Origin of the sequence: Azospirillum ramasamyi (assembly GCF_003233655.1) — a bacterium.
In the GTDB taxonomy this organism is placed as follows: domain Bacteria; phylum Pseudomonadota; class Alphaproteobacteria; order Azospirillales; family Azospirillaceae; genus Azospirillum; species Azospirillum ramasamyi.
The window spans coordinates 110,734-128,081 of record NZ_CP029829.1 but is presented as its reverse complement, the minus strand read 5'-3'; the positions used below and the strand labels follow the sequence as shown (position 1 = coordinate 128,081).

At 65.7% G+C, this 17,348-nt stretch carries 15 protein-coding genes; 10 read left to right on the top strand and 5 right to left on the bottom strand.

From position 1 onward, the window contains the following. The first annotated feature begins 206 nt into the window (after positions 1-206). From DM194_RS00570 to frc, 5 genes are all read left to right on the top strand, one after another. The gene (locus DM194_RS00570; RefSeq protein WP_111065465.1) at positions 207-3,164 is read left to right on the top strand and encodes a 2-oxoglutarate dehydrogenase E1 component; all 2,958 of its coding nucleotides are present in this window, start codon (positions 207-209) and stop codon (positions 3,162-3,164) included. Between the two features lie 39 nt (positions 3,165-3,203). After that, on the top strand, positions 3,204-4,457 hold the full coding sequence (odhB, locus tag DM194_RS00565) for a 2-oxoglutarate dehydrogenase complex dihydrolipoyllysine-residue succinyltransferase (RefSeq protein WP_111065464.1): 1,254 nt from the start codon (positions 3,204-3,206) through the stop codon (positions 4,455-4,457). Between the two features lie 246 nt (positions 4,458-4,703). After that, a complete protein-coding gene (locus DM194_RS00560; RefSeq protein ID WP_111065463.1) occupies positions 4,704-5,456 on the top strand; it encodes a Tle-like phospholipase domain-containing protein in 753 nt (250 codons plus the stop codon). Positions 5,457-5,716: 260 nt separating this feature from the next. Beyond that, positions 5,717-6,178, top strand: coding sequence for a PAS domain-containing protein (locus DM194_RS00555; protein WP_111065462.1), 462 nt, complete (start codon positions 5,717-5,719; stop codon positions 6,176-6,178). Between the two features lie 196 nt (positions 6,179-6,374). After that, complete coding sequence (frc, locus tag DM194_RS00550; protein ID WP_111065461.1) at positions 6,375-7,625, top strand: formyl-CoA transferase; 1,251 nt, start codon at positions 6,375-6,377, stop codon at positions 7,623-7,625. A gap of 173 nt (positions 7,626-7,798) precedes the next feature. On the opposite strand, the gene DM194_RS28910 is transcribed toward frc, so the two are convergent. Further along, positions 7,799-7,924 carry a hypothetical protein gene (locus tag DM194_RS28910; protein ID WP_281280295.1) on the bottom strand — a complete coding sequence of 42 codons (126 nt, stop codon included), beginning with the start codon at positions 7,922-7,924 and terminating at the stop codon, positions 7,799-7,801. Between the two features lie 292 nt (positions 7,925-8,216). Then, entirely contained in the window at positions 8,217-8,636 is a 420-nt protein-coding gene (locus DM194_RS00540) for an HRDC domain-containing protein (protein ID WP_111065459.1), read from the bottom strand. Between the two features lie 270 nt (positions 8,637-8,906). Here DM194_RS00540 and DM194_RS00535 point away from each other — a divergent pair, with 270 nt between their 5' ends. Next, complete coding sequence (locus tag DM194_RS00535) at positions 8,907-9,953, top strand: hypothetical protein (RefSeq protein ID WP_111065458.1); 1,047 nt, start codon at positions 8,907-8,909, stop codon at positions 9,951-9,953. A 113-nt stretch (positions 9,954-10,066) separates the two neighbouring features. Then, on the top strand, positions 10,067-10,279 hold the full coding sequence (locus DM194_RS00530) for a hypothetical protein (protein WP_111065457.1): 213 nt from the start codon (positions 10,067-10,069) through the stop codon (positions 10,277-10,279). 73 nt (positions 10,280-10,352) lie between these two features. On the opposite strand, the gene DM194_RS00525 is transcribed toward DM194_RS00530, so the two are convergent. Further along, positions 10,353-10,826, bottom strand: a complete 474-nt coding sequence (locus DM194_RS00525; RefSeq protein ID WP_111065456.1) for a ferritin-like domain-containing protein — start codon at positions 10,824-10,826, stop codon at positions 10,353-10,355. A gap of 211 nt (positions 10,827-11,037) precedes the next feature. On the opposite strand from DM194_RS00525, the gene hrpB reads away from it, so the two are divergent. Beyond that, positions 11,038-13,602 carry an ATP-dependent helicase HrpB gene (gene hrpB / locus DM194_RS00520; RefSeq protein ID WP_111065455.1) on the top strand — a complete coding sequence of 855 codons (2,565 nt, stop codon included), beginning with the start codon at positions 11,038-11,040 and terminating at the stop codon, positions 13,600-13,602. A 384-nt stretch (positions 13,603-13,986) separates the two neighbouring features. Next, entirely contained in the window at positions 13,987-14,364 is a 378-nt protein-coding gene (locus tag DM194_RS00515; RefSeq protein WP_111065454.1) for an HVO_A0114 family putative DNA-binding protein, read from the top strand. A 243-nt stretch (positions 14,365-14,607) separates the two neighbouring features. Here the strand turns inward: DM194_RS00515 and DM194_RS00510 are convergent. Both DM194_RS00510 and DM194_RS00505 read right to left on the bottom strand, forming a co-directional pair. Further along, positions 14,608-15,413 (bottom strand): IS5-like element ISAzba7 family transposase gene (locus tag DM194_RS00510; RefSeq protein WP_111065387.1). Its coding sequence is split into 2 segments (ribosomal slippage): positions 14,608-15,086 and positions 15,086-15,413, totalling 807 coding nucleotides; the frame shifts between segments, so codons are not numbered across the junction. Beyond that, the gene (locus DM194_RS00505) at positions 15,362-16,792 is read right to left on the bottom strand and encodes an AIPR family protein (RefSeq protein ID WP_162629941.1); all 1,431 of its coding nucleotides are present in this window, start codon (positions 16,790-16,792) and stop codon (positions 15,362-15,364) included. Before DM194_RS00505 ends, DM194_RS00510 begins: the two co-directional genes overlap by 52 nt. 259 nt (positions 16,793-17,051) lie before the next feature. Between DM194_RS00505 and DM194_RS00500 the strand changes: the two genes are divergently transcribed. Continuing rightward, positions 17,052-17,225: an antitoxin gene (locus DM194_RS00500; protein WP_111065452.1), complete on the top strand. Its 174-nt coding sequence runs from the start codon at positions 17,052-17,054 to the stop codon at positions 17,223-17,225. The last annotated feature ends 123 nt before the right edge of the window (positions 17,226-17,348 follow it).

Genomic DNA, 17,348 nt, shown 5'->3' with positions numbered 1-17,348 from the left:
CCGCCGCCCCTCCCCCTCCGGGCGCGGCCCTCTTGGACGGACGGTCCTGGGGACCCATATGCAAGCGTCGACGGTGCGTTTCCGCGCCGCCGGCCTTCGTCGTCGGCGCTCATCCGTCGGCGTTTGCACATGGGGATCCAATCCCGTCCCCTTCATCCACACGAAATTCTCCCACAGGGACCCGGGTCCACGCCCGAGGTGAAACCATGTCGGCAAATCTGGAACAGACCTCGTTCCTCTTCGGCTCGAACGCCGGTTACGTCGCCGAACTCTATGCTCGCTTCCTCTCCGATCCGGCCGCGGTCGATCCCAGCTGGAACAGCTTCTTCCAGGATCTGGACGAGGATTCGCGCGCCGTCCTGGACGAGCTGCGCGGCGCGTCCTGGACCGTGTCCGATCTGGAGGACCCCAAGGCCAAGCGCGACCCGGTCGCCGAGAGCTTCATCGTCGGCACACCGAACGGCGCGGCCGTCGGCAATGGCGCCGCCGCCGCGATGAGCGGGCCGGGCAACGGCGCGATGCTGGCCCACGCCCAACAGGTCTACGGCGGCATCAGCCCGCAGCAGCTGCGCGCCGCCACGCTGGACAGCATCCGCGCCCTGATGCTGATCCGCGTCTTCCGCGTCCGCGGCCACATGAACGCGCATTTCGACCCGCTGGGCCTGGAAAAGCGCGAGCCGCACCCGGAACTGGATCCGGCGACCTACGGCTTCGGCCCCGGCGATCTCGACCGTCCGATCTTCCTGAACTACTCGCTGGGCCTGGAAACGGCGACCCTGCGCCAGATCCTCGAAATCCTGCACAAGACCTATTGCGGGACGATCGGCGTCGAGTTCATGCACATCCAGGATCCGGAAGAGAAGGCCTGGATCCAGGAGCGCATCGAGGGCGGCCGCAACCACACCGACTTCACGGTGAACGGCAAGCGCGCCATCCTGGAGCGTCTGACCGCGGCCGAGGGCTTCGAGAAGTTCCTGCAGCTGAAATACACCGGCACCAAGCGCTTCGGCCTTGAGGGCGGCGAGTCGATGATCCCCGCGCTGGAGCAGATCCTGAAGCGCGGCGGCCAGCTCGGCCTCCGGGAAGTCGTCGTCGGCATGGCCCACCGCGGCCGTCTGAACGTGCTGACCAACTTCATGGGCAAGCCCTTCTCCGCCGTCTTCTCGGAGTTCCAGGGCAACCCGTCGAGCCCCGAGGACGTGCAGGGCTCCGGCGACGTGAAGTACCACCTCGGCACCTCGTCGGACCGCGACTTCAACGGCAACATCGTCCACCTGTCGCTGACCGCCAACCCGTCCCACCTGGAATGGGTCAACCCGGTCGTGCTGGGCAAGGTGCGCGCCAAGCAGCAGCAGCGCCGCGACCTGGAGCGCGAGCAGGTGATGGGCGTGCTGATCCACGGCGACGCCGCCTTCGCCGGCCAGGGCATCGTGGCCGAGACGCTGGGCCTGTCGGAGCTGCGCGGCTACCGCACCGGCGGCACCATGCACTTCATCATCAACAACCAGATCGGCTTCACCACCAACCCGACCTATTCGCGGTCGGGCGTGTACTGCTCCGACATGGCCAAGATGGTGCAGGCGCCGATCTTCCACGTGAACGGCGACGATCCCGAAGCCGTCGTGCATGTCAGCCGCATCGCCATCGAGTTCCGCCAGAAGTTCAAGCGGGACGTCGTGATCGACATGGTCTGCTACCGCCGCCACGGCCACAACGAGGGCGACGAGCCGGGCTTCACCCAGCCGATCATGTACAAGAAGATCCGTGCCCACGCGACCACGCGCGAGCTGTACGCCAAGCAGCTGGTCGAAGAGAACGTGATCACCCAGGCCGAGAGCGACCAGATCACCCAGGACTTCATGAAGAAGCTGGAGGGTGAGTTCGAGGCGTCCAGCACCTACAAGCCGAACAAGGCCGACTGGCTGGAAGGCAAGTGGGCCGGCCTGCAGGCGCAGGGCGCCGATTCGCCCCACCGCGGCGAGACCGGCGTGGACATCGACAAGCTGAAGCAGATCGGCTTCAAGCTCTGCGAGTACCCGAAGGACTTCGCGATCAACTCCAAGATCGCGCGCCAGCTGGAAGCCAAGAAGAAGACGCTCGAATCGGGCGAGGGCATCGACTGGGCGACCGCCGAGGCGCTGGCCTACGGCACGCTGGTCGCCGAGGGCACCGGCGTCCGCCTGTCGGGCCAGGATTCCGGCCGCGGCACCTTCTCGCACCGCCATGCGGTGATGTACGACCAGAACACCGAAGACAAGTACATCCCGCTCTGCCACGTCAGCCCGGACCAGGCGACCTTCGAGGTCCATGACAGCCCGCTGTCGGAAGCCGCCGTCGTCGGCTACGAGTACGGCTATTCGCTGGCCGAACCGCACAATCTGGTGCTGTGGGAGGCGCAGTTCGGCGATTTCGCCAACACCGCGCAGACCATCATCGACCAGTTCATCTCGTCGGGCGAGTCCAAGTGGCTGCGCATGTCCGGCCTGGTGATGCTGCTGCCGCACGGCTACGAGGGCCAGGGTCCGGAGCACTCCTCCGCCCGTCCGGAACGCTTCCTGCAGATGTGCGCCGAGGACAACTGGCAGATCTGCAACGTGACGACGCCGGCCAACCTGTTCCACGTCTTCCGCCGCCAGATCCGCCGCAGCTTCCGCAAGCCGCTGGTCCTGTTCACGCCGAAGTCGCTGCTGCGCCACAAGCTGTGCATCTCCGACCTGTCGGAGATGGGACCGGGCAGCAGCTTCCACCGCGTGCTGGGCGAGACCGCGAACGATCTGGCCGCCAACGACAAGATCCGCCGCATCGTCGTCTGCTCCGGCAAGGTCTATTACGACCTGCTGCAGGAGCGCATGAGCCGCGGCATCAAGGACGTGGTCATCCTGCGCCTGGAGCAGCTCTATCCGTTCCCGAAGGACGCTCTGGCGGCCGAGTTCGCCAAGTATCCGAACGCCGAGCTGGTCTGGTGCCAGGAAGAGCCGGAGAACCAGGGCGCCTGGCTGTTCGCCGACCGCCGCCTGGAGGCCGTGCTGAAGGACATCGGCCACAAGGCCGGCCGTCCGTCCTATGTCGGCCGCCCGGCCACCGCCTCGCCGGCGACCGGCCTGCTGAAGCGTCACAACCAGGAGCAGGCCAAGCTTCTGGATCAGGCCCTGACGGTCCGCTAATCATCACCCAAGCGAACAAGAAGACGAACGAGGATAACAATGGCTACCGACATCAAGGTCCCCACGCTGGGTGAGTCCGTCTCCGAGGCGACGGTCGCCCGCTGGCTGAAGAAGGCCGGCGAGGCCGTCGCCATGGACGAGGCGCTGGTCGAGCTGGAGACCGACAAGGTCACGCTTGAGGTGAACGCGTCCGCCGCCGGCGTCCTGGCGGAAATCGTCGCTCCGGAAGGCGCGAACGTCGAGGTCGGCGCCCTGCTGGCCGTCATCAACGAGGGCGCCAGCGCCGGTGCCGCCCCGGCTGCCGGCGCTCCGGCCGCCGCTCCGGCCGCTGCGCCGGCTCCCGCCGCTGCCGCCCCGGCCCCGGCCGCCGCCGCCGCCGCGCCGGGCAACATCGCCGCTTCCGGCCCGGCCGCCCGCAAGCTGGCCGACGAGAAGGGCGTGGACACGTCCTCCATCGCCGGTTCGGGCAAGGACGGCCGCATCACCAAGGGCGACGTGCTCGCCGCCCCGGCCGCCAAGCCGGCCGCTCCGGCCCCGGCTCCGGCGCCGAAGATGGTGTGGGCCGCCGGCACCCAGGGCGACCGCCCGCGCGCCGCGCAGGAAGAGCGCGTCCGCATGACCCGCCTGCGCCAGCGCATCGCCGAGCGTCTGAAGGAGGCCCAGAACACCGCCGCCATGCTGACCACCTTCAACGAGGTGGACATGTCGGCGGCGATCGCCCTGCGCGCCGAATACAAGGATTATTTCGAGAAGCGCCACAAGGTGCGGCTCGGCTTCATGTCCTTCTTCGTCAAGGCCGCCGTCCAGGCCCTGAAGGAGATCCCGGCCGTCAACGCCGAGATCGACGGCACCGACATCGTCTACAAGAACTACTATGACATCGGCGTCGCCGTCGGCACGCCGCAGGGTCTGGTGGTTCCGGTCGTCCGCAACGCCGACCAGCTGGACTTCGCCGGCGTCGAGGGCACCATCGCCGCTCTCGGCAAGAAGGGCCGCGACGGCAAGCTGTCGATGGACGAGCTGACCGGCGGCACCTTCACCATCTCCAACGGCGGCGTCTACGGCTCGCTGATGTCGACCCCGATCATCAACCCGCCGCAATCGGCCATCCTCGGCATGCACAAGACGATGGACCGCGCGGTCGTCGTCGGCGGCAAGATCGAGGTCCGCCCGATGATGTATCTGGCGCTGTCCTACGACCACCGCATCATCGACGGCAAGGAAGCGGTCACCTTCCTCGTCCGCATCAAGGAGCTGATCGAGGATCCGCGCCGCCTGCTGCTGGATGTCTGATCAAAGCGGCCGGGGGAGGGCGAACCCCTCCCCTGGACCCATCCGTCCGGGAGCCAAGGTTCCCGGACCCCTGAGGGGGCGCCGCAAGGCGCCCTTTTCTTTTGCCGGCCCGCCGACCTCGGACAGCACAAAACGCTTCGATACAACCGAAACATAAGTTCAACCCTTGATAACAATCGCACCGGTGCGTTGACACCTTGCCGACGGTGAGTTTGTCTCAACTCCCCGCAATCGATGCAGAGCGTCATGATGTCGGTCAAAATCCTCGATCTCGCCGTTGCTGCGAACACCGTCTACAACTTCTACAAGGGCCGTGGAAACGACAAGGCGGCCTCTGAAAAGGCCGGTGCGTTGAGCAGGATGCCGACCGACTTCGCCGTCGTCCATGCGATGGAGAGCATCGATGACGGCTTCTTCGGCGCGGTCTACCGGTCCGAGAAATCCAAACAATACATCGTCGCCTATCGCGGGACGGCGGTGGATGACGGCAAATCCGGCCAGATGGTCGGCAAGTCGAACCTCAAAACGGATGTTGGCCTCTACGCCATAGAAAGGCTGCCGACCGGCATCCGCTTCGCGAAACTCCTGCTGGAGCAAGCCCAGGTCCTTTTCGGGGGCGGCCAGCCGATCCTGTGCGGCCATTCCCTGGGTGGCGCCATCGCCACCATCGTCGCGGTGGAAACGGGGTTCCCCTGTTGCGCCTTCAACGCCCCGACCGTTTCCAAGATGGTGCGCGGCGGCATAATCCACGGCCCCTATGTCCGGGTGCACAGCAGCGGAATGGACAGGGTCGAAAGCAACATCCTCAACTTCAACATGAAGTGGGATCCGGTCAGCAAATCCTCCCAGGCTGTCGGCAAGGTCATCCAGGTCAGCGGCGCTCCGCTGCTGAAGGCCCACTCAATGGACGTCATGATCGATGTTCTGAAGAAGAGCAGCTACGGCCGGCAGAACTTCGACGATGCCTTGCGCACCGCTCCCGCTCCCAAGGGAAGGTAACACCCTCCTCGCTCCTCCCGCCCTGCCCGCCCCCGCAATCCGCCCCGTAGCCCTCCCCGGCTGCGGGGCGTTTTCGTTCGGCCCCTGCCACCTCGAAAGTTTGCGCAAGCAACAGTTCGCGTCGCGCTCAAATCTTCTTGCAAAGTCGTGGCATCTGGTATACCGTATCGATAATGTCAGTGCGGCACGGCTTTCGGGCCATGACGCACCGGCTCCCCCGGCGCCCAATCCAAGAGGGGGCGAGCGCCAAGGAGATCGACATGGAACAGACGGCAGCAGCGGGTTCTCCCGCGGTTGTTGATTGCGAGCAGCTGGTGTCGGTGATCGGGGATGCGGTCATCGTGTCCGATCCGGCTGGAGCCATCACCCTATGGAATGCGGCGGCGGAGCGGATGTTCGGCTTCACCCCCGACGAGGCGATGGGCAAGTCGCTCGACATCATCATTCCGGAACGCCAGCGGCAACGCCACTGGGACGGCTACGAGAAGACCATGGCCACGGGCGAAACCCGCTACGGGCACGATCTTCTGCGGGTCCCGGCGGTCCACAAGGACGGGCACAGCCTGTCGATCGCCTTCACCGTCGCGCTGTTGCGCGGGACCCACGGTGCGGCGACCGGCATCGTCGCCGTGGTGCGGGACGAAACCGACCGCTGGACCGAAGAGCGGAAGCTGCGCCGCCGCCTTGCGGAACTCGAAGCGGCCGCAACCACAGCCGGCTGATCCGGTCCTCCTTTCCAGCCCCCCTCACAGATCCGCCGGATTCCGGCTCATCGGATTTCGGCGGACATCGAACACCGGCCGGCCATCGGCCTTGGCGCCTCCATTCTTCGGGCGTCGGCCGGCCGGACAGCAGCGCAAGCAGAAGCACGTCCTCGGGACAAACGGTAACAACGCGAATAAAGGGAGTGTTGCAGTCATGACCAAGCCGCTTGAAGGCATTAAGATCATCGACTTCACCCATGTGCAGGCCGGCCCCGCCTGCACGCAGCTTCTGGCCTGGTACGGCGCGGACGTGATCAAGGTCGAACGTCCGGGTGCCGGCGATGTCACCCGCAGCCAGCTGCGCGACATCCCGGGCGCCGACGCGCTCTATTTCACCATGCTGAACAGCAACAAGCGCTCCCTCACCCTGGACACCAAGACCGCCGAGGGCAAGGAAGTCCTGGAGCGTCTGATCAAGGAATCCGACGTCCTGGTGGAGAACTTCGGCCCAGGCGCTCTCGACCGCATGGGCTTCAGCTGGGAGCGCATCAAGGAACTGAACCCCGGCATGATCGTCGCTTCGGTCAAGGGCTTCAGCGACGGCCACCATTACCAGGACCTGAAGGTCTATGAGAACGTCGCCCAGTGCGCCGGCGGTGCGGCCTCCACCACCGGTTTCTGGGACGGCCCGCCGACCGTGTCCGCCGCCGCCCTCGGCGACAGCAACACCGGCATGCATCTCGCCATCGGCATCCTCACCGCCCTGATGGCCCGCACCAAGACCGGCAAGGGCCAGAAGGTCGCGGTGTCGATGCAGGACAGCGTGCTGAACCTCTGCCGCGTCAAGCTGCGCGACCAGCAGCGCCTGGATCGCGTCGGCTACCTCGAGGAGTACCCGCAGTACCCGCACGGCAAGTTCACCGACGTGGTTCCGCGCGGCGGCAATGCCGGCGGCGGCGGCCAGCCGGGCTGGGTGCTGAAGTGCAAGGGCTGGGAGACCGATCCCAACGCCTACATCTACTTCACCATCCAGGGCCATGCCTGGGCGCCGATCTGCAAGGCGCTGGGCCGCGAGGAGTGGATCGACGACCCGGCCTACAACACCGCCGAGGCTCGTCAGGACAAGATCTTCGACATCTTCGCGATCATCGAGGATTGGCTGAAGGACAAGACCAAGTTCGAGGCCGTCGACATCCTGCGCAAGTATGACATCCCGTGCGCGCCGGTGCTGTCGATGAAGGAGATCGCCAACGACCCGTCGCTGCGTGCCAGCGGCACGGTTGTTGAGGTCGACCACAAGGTGCGCGGCAAGTACCTGACGGTCGGCAGCCCGATCAAGTTCTCCGACATGACGGTCGAGGTCACCGGCTCCCCGCTGCTCGGCGAGCACACCGACGAGGTGCTGGCTCAGCTCGGCTACAGCAAGGACCAGATCGCGGCCATGCACCAGGCCAAGGTGGTCTGAGGCACATCCCGCGAACTCTCCCTCCCCCGCTCTCGGCCAGCCATGGGCCGGTCCGATCGCAGGGGAGGGTCAGGGTCAGGGTTGGGGCAACATCGATCAGTTGCCACAAAGGAGAACGGCGCCCCATCCGGGCGCCGTTTTCTTTTCCCCCAACCTCCCCCCGGCCCCTGCCCTCACGCCTTTCCGCCGCGGTCCAGATCGTTCAGGATCTCGCCGGCGCGGCTGGTCAGGGTATGGGCCAGCCGGGCGTAACGGCCGTTGCCGGTCGCATGGGCACGGTTGGCCGCTTCCTGGCCCAACTGCGCCAGCTCATGCGCGATTTTCCTGTAGTCGGGCTTCCTGTAATCGGGCTTCCGGTGGTCGGAATTCCGGCGGTCGGGCGACTCGCCCCGCGCCGCGTCCGCTACGGCACGAGCCTTCGAAGGATGATTAGAAGCCACAATCGCCTCACCCGCTGATTGCATCGCGAATGAGCGATCCTGGCATGGCAGGGCATCGGGACCAACTGACGCTTACGTCAGTGAGGACACAGCCTTTGGATGTGTCACTTCCGACCGAGGCGGATAGACCGCCGGGGGCCTGACCCGCCGATCAATCGTCGATCAGCACGTCCAGCGTGGAGCGCACCACCTGCACGATCTCCCCGCCATGGGGCCCGGCGCCCAGGCCGCGGGCGTTCATGATGATCGACAGCTCATGCTCCGTCGTCGGGGCGAAGCGGGCGATTTCCGATACCAGTTCGTCCGACAGCACGGCGTCGCGCGTCACCCCGGCCTGGACCGCGGCCTTGTCGCGCCAGCCGTGCAGCGCGGCGGCGATGGCCGCCTCGATCTGCTGCGACTCCTCCTTGCGGCGGAGATCGGCGAACAGCACCAGCACGCGCCACGCGCCGTCGGCATAGGCCGTATCTATGCGCTGGACCTCCACCGTCCGCAGGAAGGCGGAGAGTTGCGTCTGCGCCTCCTCGGCGTTGGCGTCGGGAATGGTGAAGGTGCGGATTTCGGTGCTCATCGCCAATCCTGCTGTCAGGCTGTCCTGTCGGGCCCGGATCCTACACAGGATTGGTGCGTTCGGCAAACCGCGACCCTGCCGCAGGGGTGTTCCGGCCCCTTGGGGATACCCCCAATTCCCACATGTCGATTCTCCTCCCCCCACGCGTTGTGGAAGAGGCCGGCCGCTCACCCGACGCACCGAGCCGCCGATGCGGGTGCCCGCTAAGAGCGCCCGCCGCATGATCGCAGTGCCCCGAACACCGTGTCATGACCGCCGTGGAGTCCACCGATGTCCGATCCGGAACCGCAAGCCACCCAATCCACAACCAATCAGGCGACAGCCGAAAGCGCCGTCACCGAACCGCGCCGCGGCCCGAGCCGGTGGCGGACGCTGGGCGCCGGGCTTCTGCTGGCGCCGCTGGCCTTGGGGGGATTGGCGGTGCTGGCGGTTCTGTGGGTCGGCACCCTGCTCTATGACCAGCCCTTCGCCTGGTACAACCTGAACCGCATCGATGCGCTGGCCAACCGGGCGGCGCGGACCCCCGATTCGGTGTCGGTGGTGGCGCTGGGCGACACCGCGCTCCGCGACGCCACCCTCGACGAGCGCGGCATGGCGGAGCTTGCCGCCGAGCATGGCGTGCCGAACCTGGAATTCCTGCGCATCGTCCACCGGCAGGCCCAGTTCGCCGATTTCGAGCCGCTGCTCGACCGGCTGATCGCGGTGAAGCCGACGCTGATCCTGCTCGACCGCGGCCTGCTGACCGCCAGCCGCGGCCCGCTCGACGAGTTGGAGCGCTATGGCCACGGGTTGATGCGCCTCTACCGCGGCCAGACCCATGTCCAGGATCAGGTGGCGCTGCAATACCGGCGCGACTGCGGCCCTATCCCGTCGGCCTGGCTGACCGGCGGCACGCCCGACGCCGTCACCGGCAGTTCCGCCACGGCACGGCAGTTGCGCGCCTTCATCGACCGCGCCTGGGCCGCCGGCATCCGCGTCGCCCTGATCGAGGTGAACAGCCGTCCCGCCCCGCGCTCCACCGGCCTGATCGCCACCGCGTCGGCCGCCGAACCCGCCGCCGACCCCGCCGCCAAACCCGCCGCCGCCTTGCCGCTGTGGAACTACGCCGTCGGGCGGAACGACGGGCGGGAGGATGGGATGGACGCCGCCTGCGCCGATCGCGAGGCCGGCGCCGTCGGCCGCAACGCCTTCTCGGCCTGGCTGACCGGCGGCATCGCCGGGGCGGTTGCCGGCGCCGAGCCCGACCGCATGCCCGGCGGCACCGGCAGCGATGCTCTCCACAACGCGAAGGTGACGGAAGCGGCATCACTTCCCTGACACCGCGGCGCCTTGATGCCGCACCGCAGCATCCGCGATCTTTCCGCCTTCCGATTAAACCGCTTTTTGTTTATGGTTTTGTGGTCGGGCGAGTCGCAACAGGAGACGGATGCATGGCTTCCATCATGATCAAGAAGGCCGGCGAAGGGCTGGTCTCGCAGGCACACCGCAACGCCGACGTCGGCCCGACCAGCGGCAGCTCGGTCGTTTATGAAATCCAGAACGTGCCGGGCGACGTCAGCGTCGACGACGTGATCGCCGCCTTCAAGACCTACAAGCCGGTCGACAAGGTGTACGAGATCGACTGGTCCACCCTGTCGAAGTAAGCGACTGCCCCGGCGTCCGCCTGCCTTCCCTCCCCTGCGCAAGCGGGGGAGGGTCAGGGGGGCGGCAGGGGACCTACTTCTGCGGCGCCGGATAGCGCTTGGCCCACAGTTCCAGCTGGGCGACATGCTCGGCCTCTTCGGCGGCGAACTCCTCGGCCATCATGCGGACTTCCGAATCGGTGGTGGTCTTCGCCACCTCGGCGTAGAAGGCCTGTCCGCGCCGCTCGCTCTCCAGCGCCAGTTCCAGCGCGTATTCCACCGTCATCAGATAATGCGAGCCTTCCATGGAGGCCGCTTCCGGGCTGTCGCCGTCCGGCCACTGGAAGTCTTCCGGCTTCAGGTCCGGGATCTGGCGGAAGCCCGACCGTTCCCGCGCCTCGGCCAGATGCATGCGCGAGAATTTCGCCATCTGGCCGAAGAAGGCCGCGACCTCCTGGTTGCCATAGGTCTTCATCGCTTCCGACAGGTCGGCGAAGCCGTTGGCGGCGTCCTCCTCCAGCGCGCAGGCGTGGGCGAGGAACAGAGCGGCATCGTGGATATCGGTCATGGATCCCTTTGACGAGCGAATAAACCCGACGACCCCAAAACCATACAGATTTTGCGGTCATCGGTCGCGCACCCTCGCCCCTCCCTCGCCCCTTGCGACCTTTTGGCGCGCGCCGCCCCGTCCGCCTCCCGCAAAGCCCCAGCTTTGGAAAAGCCCGATCTCTCGAAAACCGTTGCCTTTCGCCCCGGTTCGCGGCAGCAGACTCCCCTTCATGAGCAAGCCCGCCTTCCCCGCCCTCCCCATCGACCCCGTCCTCCCCGACCTGTTGCAGGCGCTGGACCGCCGCGGCACCGCCGTTCTCCAGGCCCCGCCCGGCGCCGGCAAGACCACGCGGGTGCCGCTGGCCCTGCTCGACGCCGGTTGGCTGAAGGGCCGCAAGATCCTGGTGCTGGAGCCGCGGCGCCTCGCCGCCCGCGCCGCCGCCCGCCGGATGGCGTCGATGTTGGGGGAGGCGGTGGGCGAGACCGTCGGCTACCGCGTCCGCCTCGACACGAAGGTCGGCCCGAAGACGCGGATCGAGGTGGTGACCGACGGCCTGTTCCTGCGCCAACTGCAAGAGGACCCGGAGCTTCCCGCCGTCGGCGCCGTCCTGTTCGACGAGTTCCACGAGCGCGGCATCGACAGCGACCTCGCCCTTGCCCTGGTGCAGGAGGCGCGCGGCGCGCTGCGCGACGACCTGCGCCTTGTCGTGATGTCGGCGACGCTGGACGCCGCCCCGGTCGCCGCCCTGCTGGCCGACACGCAAGGCCCCGCCGCGATGGTGACCAGCGAGGGCCGCGCCTATCCGGTCGAGACCCGCCATCTCGACGCCCCCGGCCAAGGCACCCGCATCGAGGACGCCGTCGCCGCCGCCGTCCGCCGCGCCCTCCGCGAGGAGTCCGGCAACGCCCTGGTCTTCCTGCCCGGCGTCGGCGAGATCCGCCGTGTCCAGTCCCTGCTCGACCAGTCCGACCTCGGCCCCAACACCATCCTCGCCCCGCTCTATGGCGACCTGTCGGCCGAGGCGCAGGACCGCGCCATCGCCCCCACCCCGCCCGGCCAGCGCAAGATCGTGCTGGCGACCTCCATCGCCGAGACCAGCCTGACCATCGAGGGCATCCGCATCGTGGTGGACAGCGGTCTGATGCGGGTTCCGCGCTTCGACCCGCGCGGCGGCATGACCCGGCTGGCGACGGTGAAGGTCAGCCAGGCCTCGGCCGAGCAGCGCCGCGGCCGTGCCGGCCGTCTGGAACCCGGCGTCTGTTACCGCCTGTGGCCGGAGGCGACGCACAAGGCGCTGGCCCCCTTCACCACACCGGAAATCCAGGACGCCGACCTCGCCCCGCTGGCGCTGGAGCTTGCGGTGTGGGGAGTGTCCGACCCCGCCAGCCTGTCCTGGCTCGACCAGCCGCCCGCCGCGGCGATGGCCCAGGCGCGCGAGCTGCTGACCGGCCTCGGCGCGCTCGACCGGGCCGGCGCGATCACCCCGCACGGCCGCCGCATGGCCGGCTTCGGCGTGCATCCGCGTCTGGCCCACATGATGCTGGCCGGCAAGGCGATGGGTCAGGGCGCGCTCGCCTGTCTGGTCGCGGCTCTGCTGGGCGAGCGCGACATCGTCCGCAGCCAGCCCGGTTTCCGTGACGCCGACCTGCGCCTGCGCGTCGATCTGCTGCGCGGCGAGGAGCGTGGCGGCCAGGGTGCGGCGCGCGGCCTCAGCGTCGACCGCGGCGGGGCGCAGCAGGCGGTGAAGCAGGCGCGGCAGTGGCGGCGGCAGCTCGGCGTGCGCGACGACGACGCGATGGACTCGAACGCCGTTGGCATTCTGGTGGCGCTCGCCTATCCCGACCGCATCGGCCAGCGCCGCCCCGGGAGCCAGCCCGGCGGCGTGGCGGCGCAGTATCGCCTGTCGGGCGGGCGCGGCGCCTATTTCCAGGATGCCGAGCCGCTGTCGGCCGAGGAGTGGCTCGCCATTGCCGACCTCGACGGCGCCGCCCGCGAATCGCGCATCTTCCTGGCCGCCCCGGTCACGCTGGCCGATCTGGAGGAGAGCTTCGCCGACGACATCCGCAGCGAGACCATCGTCGCCTGGGACGCGCGCGAGCAGATGGTGCTGGCGCGGCGGCGGCGCATGCTGTTCGCCCTGATCCTGAAGGACGAGAAGCTGGCCAAGCCGCCGGCCGACGCCATGACCGCCGCGATGATCGAGGGCATCCGCGCCCTCGGCCCCGCCTGCCTGCCCTGGACCGACGAGCTGCGCAAATGGCGCACCCGCGTGATGTTCCTGCGCGCGCGGGAGGGCGACGTATACGACTGGCCCGACCTGTCCGACGCGGCCCTGATGGACGGTCTGGAGGAGTGGCTGGCCCCCTTCCTCGACGGCGTGTCGCGCCGCGCCCATCTGGAACGCATCGACCTGTCGAGCGCCTTGCGCGCCCTGCTGCCCTGGGAGTTGCGGACCCGCTTGGACGCCGAGGCCCCGACCCATGTCGAGGTGCCGAGCGGCTCCCGCATCCCCATCGACTATGACGGCGAGGAGCCGGTGCTGGCGGTCCGCCTGCAGGAGATGTTCGGCTTGGCCCAGACCCCGCGCATCGCCGGCGGCCGGGTCCCGCTTCTGCTGCACCTGCTGTCCCCCGCCCGCCGCCCGGTCCAGGTCACCCGCGACCTCGCGAGCTTCTGGGCCAACGCTTACAAGGCGGTGAAGGCGGATTTGAAGGGCCAGTACCCGAAACACCACTGGCCCGACAACCCGCTGGAAGCCGAGCCGACCGCCAGGGCGAAGCCGAGGGGGCGGTAACGGCAGGCCCCCGCCCCTCCCCTCCGCAAACTTTCCCTCTCCCCCCTGGGGAGAGGGTCAGGGTGAGGGGGCCGCAAAGGCGCCAGCCTTTGCCAGGGGATTGCGAAGGGGCAGCATGCCCCTTGGCGGCGCGCGACAGCACGCCCGACCACCCCCCAACTCCGTCACCCGTGGCGATAATCACCCTCTCCCGCCCCAGGAGAGGGCGGGGACCCGCGCCGAAGGCGTGGGGAGGGTGAGGGGCACCCCAAGACTCCCGAACCGCATTGCCCCTGCACGTCCCCAGCCGAAACCGAACGCAAATGCGGTAGCCGCATCCCCTCGCCAAGCGCATATTAGATGCGCCTCACCGAGAACCACGCCGACGACACACGGAGTCCGACCATGCGGACCTTGCATGATTTGCGCGACGAGATGCTGGCGGTCGCCCAGGGCACCCGCCCGGTTCCCCCGGTGCAGTCCGTGACGGATGGCGAGTCGGTCTCCGGCCTTCTCGGCGTGCTGACCCCGACCAACCGGGCGTTGATGCACCTGATCGCCACCGAACGCCCGGAGGCGGTCTCCCGCCTCGCCCAACTCGCCAACCGCGCCCAGCCCAACGTCTCGCGCGCTCTGCAAGACTTGGCGAAGCACGGTCTGGTGCGACTGGTCCGCGACGGCATAAGCATCCGGCCGGAACTGGTTGCAGCGGAGATTGACGTCGATCTGGTGCGAGGAACTTGCCGGGTGGTGCCGATGGCAGCGGCCGCAAATTGCCAGTAGCCAAATTCTTCTTTATTTCCTCTCGCCTGCACGTCCCAGCCCAGAGTATCCGCATATTGTTTATCTCTTGAATTTCACCATGCAAAACAATAGAAAGAGGATTTAAGTCACCCATTTTTTAAATGCTGCTGACTGATGACATATAGGTGTAGCAGTCAGCAGAAGGAGCGAATGCGAAGGCACGGGCGCTGTTGAACTTGCCTTTCTGTCGGAAAGATTTTCCCTCCATCAGATTTAGAGCGCCTAACAGAACCATCTCTGGACGAAGCGCCAGCAGATGAGGCTGGCCGCGATATGGTGAAAGGCAGTGAAGATGTCGGCGCGCCGTTCGTAGCGGACGGCGATGCGGCGGAAGCGGGCGAACCAAGCGAGCGTACGCTCGACCACCCATCGGTGTCGGCCAAGACGCTCGCTGCTCTCGACGCCACGCCGGGCGATCCGCGGAATGATCGCTCGTTGGCGCAGCGCCTGCCGGCAGTGTGCAAAGTCGTAGCCCTTGTCGGCGTGCAGCTTGGCCGGGCGGCGCCGGGGCCGGCCCGCACACTGGCGGATCGCCGGCACGGCATCGACCAGCGCCTCCAGCAGCTTGCTGTCGTGCCGGTTGGCTGGCGAGATCCTCAGGGCGAGCGGGATGCCGTTAGCATCGACGAGGATGTGGCGCTTGGAGCCCGGCTTGCCGCGATCCGTCGGGTTCGGGCCGGTCTCCTCACCCCCCTTTTTGCCGGGACGCTGGCGCTGTCCACCGCTGCACGATCCCAGTTGATGGCGTTGGCATAGCCGAGCCGGTCGAGCAGCACACGATGCAGCCGTTCCCACACGCCAGCCCGATGCCACTCGTGCAGACGCCGCCAGCAGGTCATCCCCGAGCCGCAGCCCATCTCCACCGGCAGAAGCTCCCAAGGAATACCCGTGCGCAGCACGAATAGGATGCCGGTCAGCGCCGCACGATCGTCCAACCGGGGCCGTCCGCCTTTTGGCTTGGGCGGCTCCGGCGGGATCAGCGGTTCGATGATCGCCCACAAGGCGTCGGAAACAAGAGGGGCTGCCATGCCCCTACCAACCGTTCCTGGCCGGTTTTGTTACGCACTCTAAGTCCCTTATTGAACATCGTTCTGTAAGGGGGGCGATCCATATCTTCCCACAGCTTGCTGATTTCGCGCTTCGCTTGAACAGCCAGATCCACCTCAGGTCGAGAGCATGCTAGAGCAACAGTAGCATCAACCAAACCAAATCGTCTGTCGCCAGTGGGTTCACCTTCGCCTTGCCGGTATTCGTATTCGATACCATCTACGAGCAATTCAGCACGTATACGGTCCTGGTGAGGATCGAGCGCAACAAAATTCCGAGAATCGACTCGGTTCTGTGTATTGGTTGCCCGCGTGACCTCCATCGCGAATTCCTCTGGGCAGTTCTCTAAAGAAATCAGCCGAATTGGAACACGCGCCTGAGCTAACTGTTCTGGACTTATATTGGACAACTCGGTGATAACACCCACAGTCTGCGCGCCATTTACAATAGCCACATCCTCACAGTCAAAAGTGCCTGCATCCCTAGTATTTCCACCAACAGCTCTCTTCTGAATTTTACTACAGAGGGCGGTTATCCCATTGTTAAGGTACCAAAAATTTTGCGGGCTTTTTTTAATTGAATCAGCAATTCCCTCATTAACTGCGGTGCTCGCCCCTAGAAATGTTCTAATGTTTTTGAAGAATATACGATGCCTATGCTTGACTCCCCATTCAGCAACATCACTTGCAGCAACTTGCCCATAAAAAGCCTGATATGGGTTCTTTGTTGCCCCCCAGTCGAATAGCTGTACAGCCAAGTTGACTGGTTCACCACGGCCGCCCTCAGCAACCATAGTGTAGAGATTTTCCTGATGGAGAGACAAAAGGACGGCTACTTCTCCAGTATCATTCAAGCTACTGAGACAGTCACTCAACACCCTATTCGCATGATCCCCTAGGCGGTCACTTCCGGAGTGGGCAGAAATAAGAACAATTCTAGATGCATTATTGATTGCCGCGTCTAGCTCTGCTTGCCGCCTCCGAATCTTATCATTAAAATCTTCAAATTTTGGGGTAAGAAGAGCAAGAACCCCCTTAACGAACTTCAGTGCACCAGCTTCATCAAGAGAACCACTTCCATCATTCGACCACTTTGACTGACACAAATACAATACTTTTTCACCGGCTGAATAGTATATTGCGTCAATGCCATTATCATTGTACCCATCCACAACAGATGTACAGGCAACTTCTGGGGATAGATCTGCTTCATTAGCTATGGCAAAAGCAGAAAGAGCGCGCGTTAATTTTGCATTCTCTTGATCTGCTTGGGAGCGCTTCTCATAATCTGAAATATCGATGTACGGGACGTACCGTTCAAGGAGATGATTCCGAATCTGGCGAAGCTGCACGACACCCATGGAGACCCTCATTTAACGCACGGCTCGTATAATACCATTATCCTGAGTTGTGCCTCTCTGCAAGGTAACATCTTCGATGTTCGCGGGTTAGCGGAGGGTACCGCATACCCAGATAATAACAATCCGCCACCTCCGCACATCCTGCCGAAGCTGCTCCCGATTTTCCTGGAGGCTCAAACTCCTATCCTCGGTCGCCCTACAGCTGCCTTGTCTGGACCAGCCCACGCTCGCCACATATGTTCGGTGACGGAGGTGCCCCATGGCCGATTCCACGACCGCGTTCGAACCGACCGATGACGTTGCACTGACACGCGCCATCGCTGAAGCGCGATCCCAAGTAGCCGCGGGCCAAACGATTCCCCTGCGGGATGTCGCCGACTGGCTCGACAGTTGGGGCACACCCGACGAACAACCAGCCCCATCGCCGCAGTAGACCACACATCAGCCACGCCTTTTCCACGCCCCCCTTACCGCCAACCGCCATTCATGATAGGACTATAAGCCTCAACCGCCCGAGGAGTGTCCTGCATGCATCGCCAACGGTGCCACGCCCCCT

Coding starts and splice junctions, on each gene's coding strand:
- DM194_RS00530 (WP_111065457.1), top strand. CDS start 10,067: ATGGCTTCCATCATGATCAAGAAGGCCGGCGAAGGGCTGGTCTCGCAG.
- odhB (WP_111065464.1), top strand. CDS start 3,204: ATGGCTACCGACATCAAGGTCCCCACGCTGGGTGAGTCCGTCTCCGAG.
- DM194_RS00540 (WP_111065459.1), bottom strand. CDS start 8,636: ATGAGCACCGAAATCCGCACCTTCACCATTCCCGACGCCAACGCCGAG.
- frc (WP_111065461.1), top strand. CDS start 6,375: ATGACCAAGCCGCTTGAAGGCATTAAGATCATCGACTTCACCCATGTG.
- DM194_RS00535 (WP_111065458.1), top strand. CDS start 8,907: ATGTCCGATCCGGAACCGCAAGCCACCCAATCCACAACCAATCAGGCG.
- DM194_RS00500 (WP_111065452.1), top strand. CDS start 17,052: ATGGCCGATTCCACGACCGCGTTCGAACCGACCGATGACGTTGCACTG.
- DM194_RS00555 (WP_111065462.1), top strand. CDS start 5,717: ATGGAACAGACGGCAGCAGCGGGTTCTCCCGCGGTTGTTGATTGCGAG.
- DM194_RS00570 (WP_111065465.1), top strand. CDS start 207: ATGTCGGCAAATCTGGAACAGACCTCGTTCCTCTTCGGCTCGAACGCC.
- DM194_RS00505 (WP_162629941.1), bottom strand. CDS start 16,792: ATGGGTGTCGTGCAGCTTCGCCAGATTCGGAATCATCTCCTTGAACGG.
- hrpB (WP_111065455.1), top strand. CDS start 11,038: ATGAGCAAGCCCGCCTTCCCCGCCCTCCCCATCGACCCCGTCCTCCCC.
- DM194_RS00515 (WP_111065454.1), top strand. CDS start 13,987: ATGCGGACCTTGCATGATTTGCGCGACGAGATGCTGGCGGTCGCCCAG.
- DM194_RS00560 (WP_111065463.1), top strand. CDS start 4,704: ATGATGTCGGTCAAAATCCTCGATCTCGCCGTTGCTGCGAACACCGTC.
- DM194_RS00525 (WP_111065456.1), bottom strand. CDS start 10,826: ATGACCGATATCCACGATGCCGCTCTGTTCCTCGCCCACGCCTGCGCG.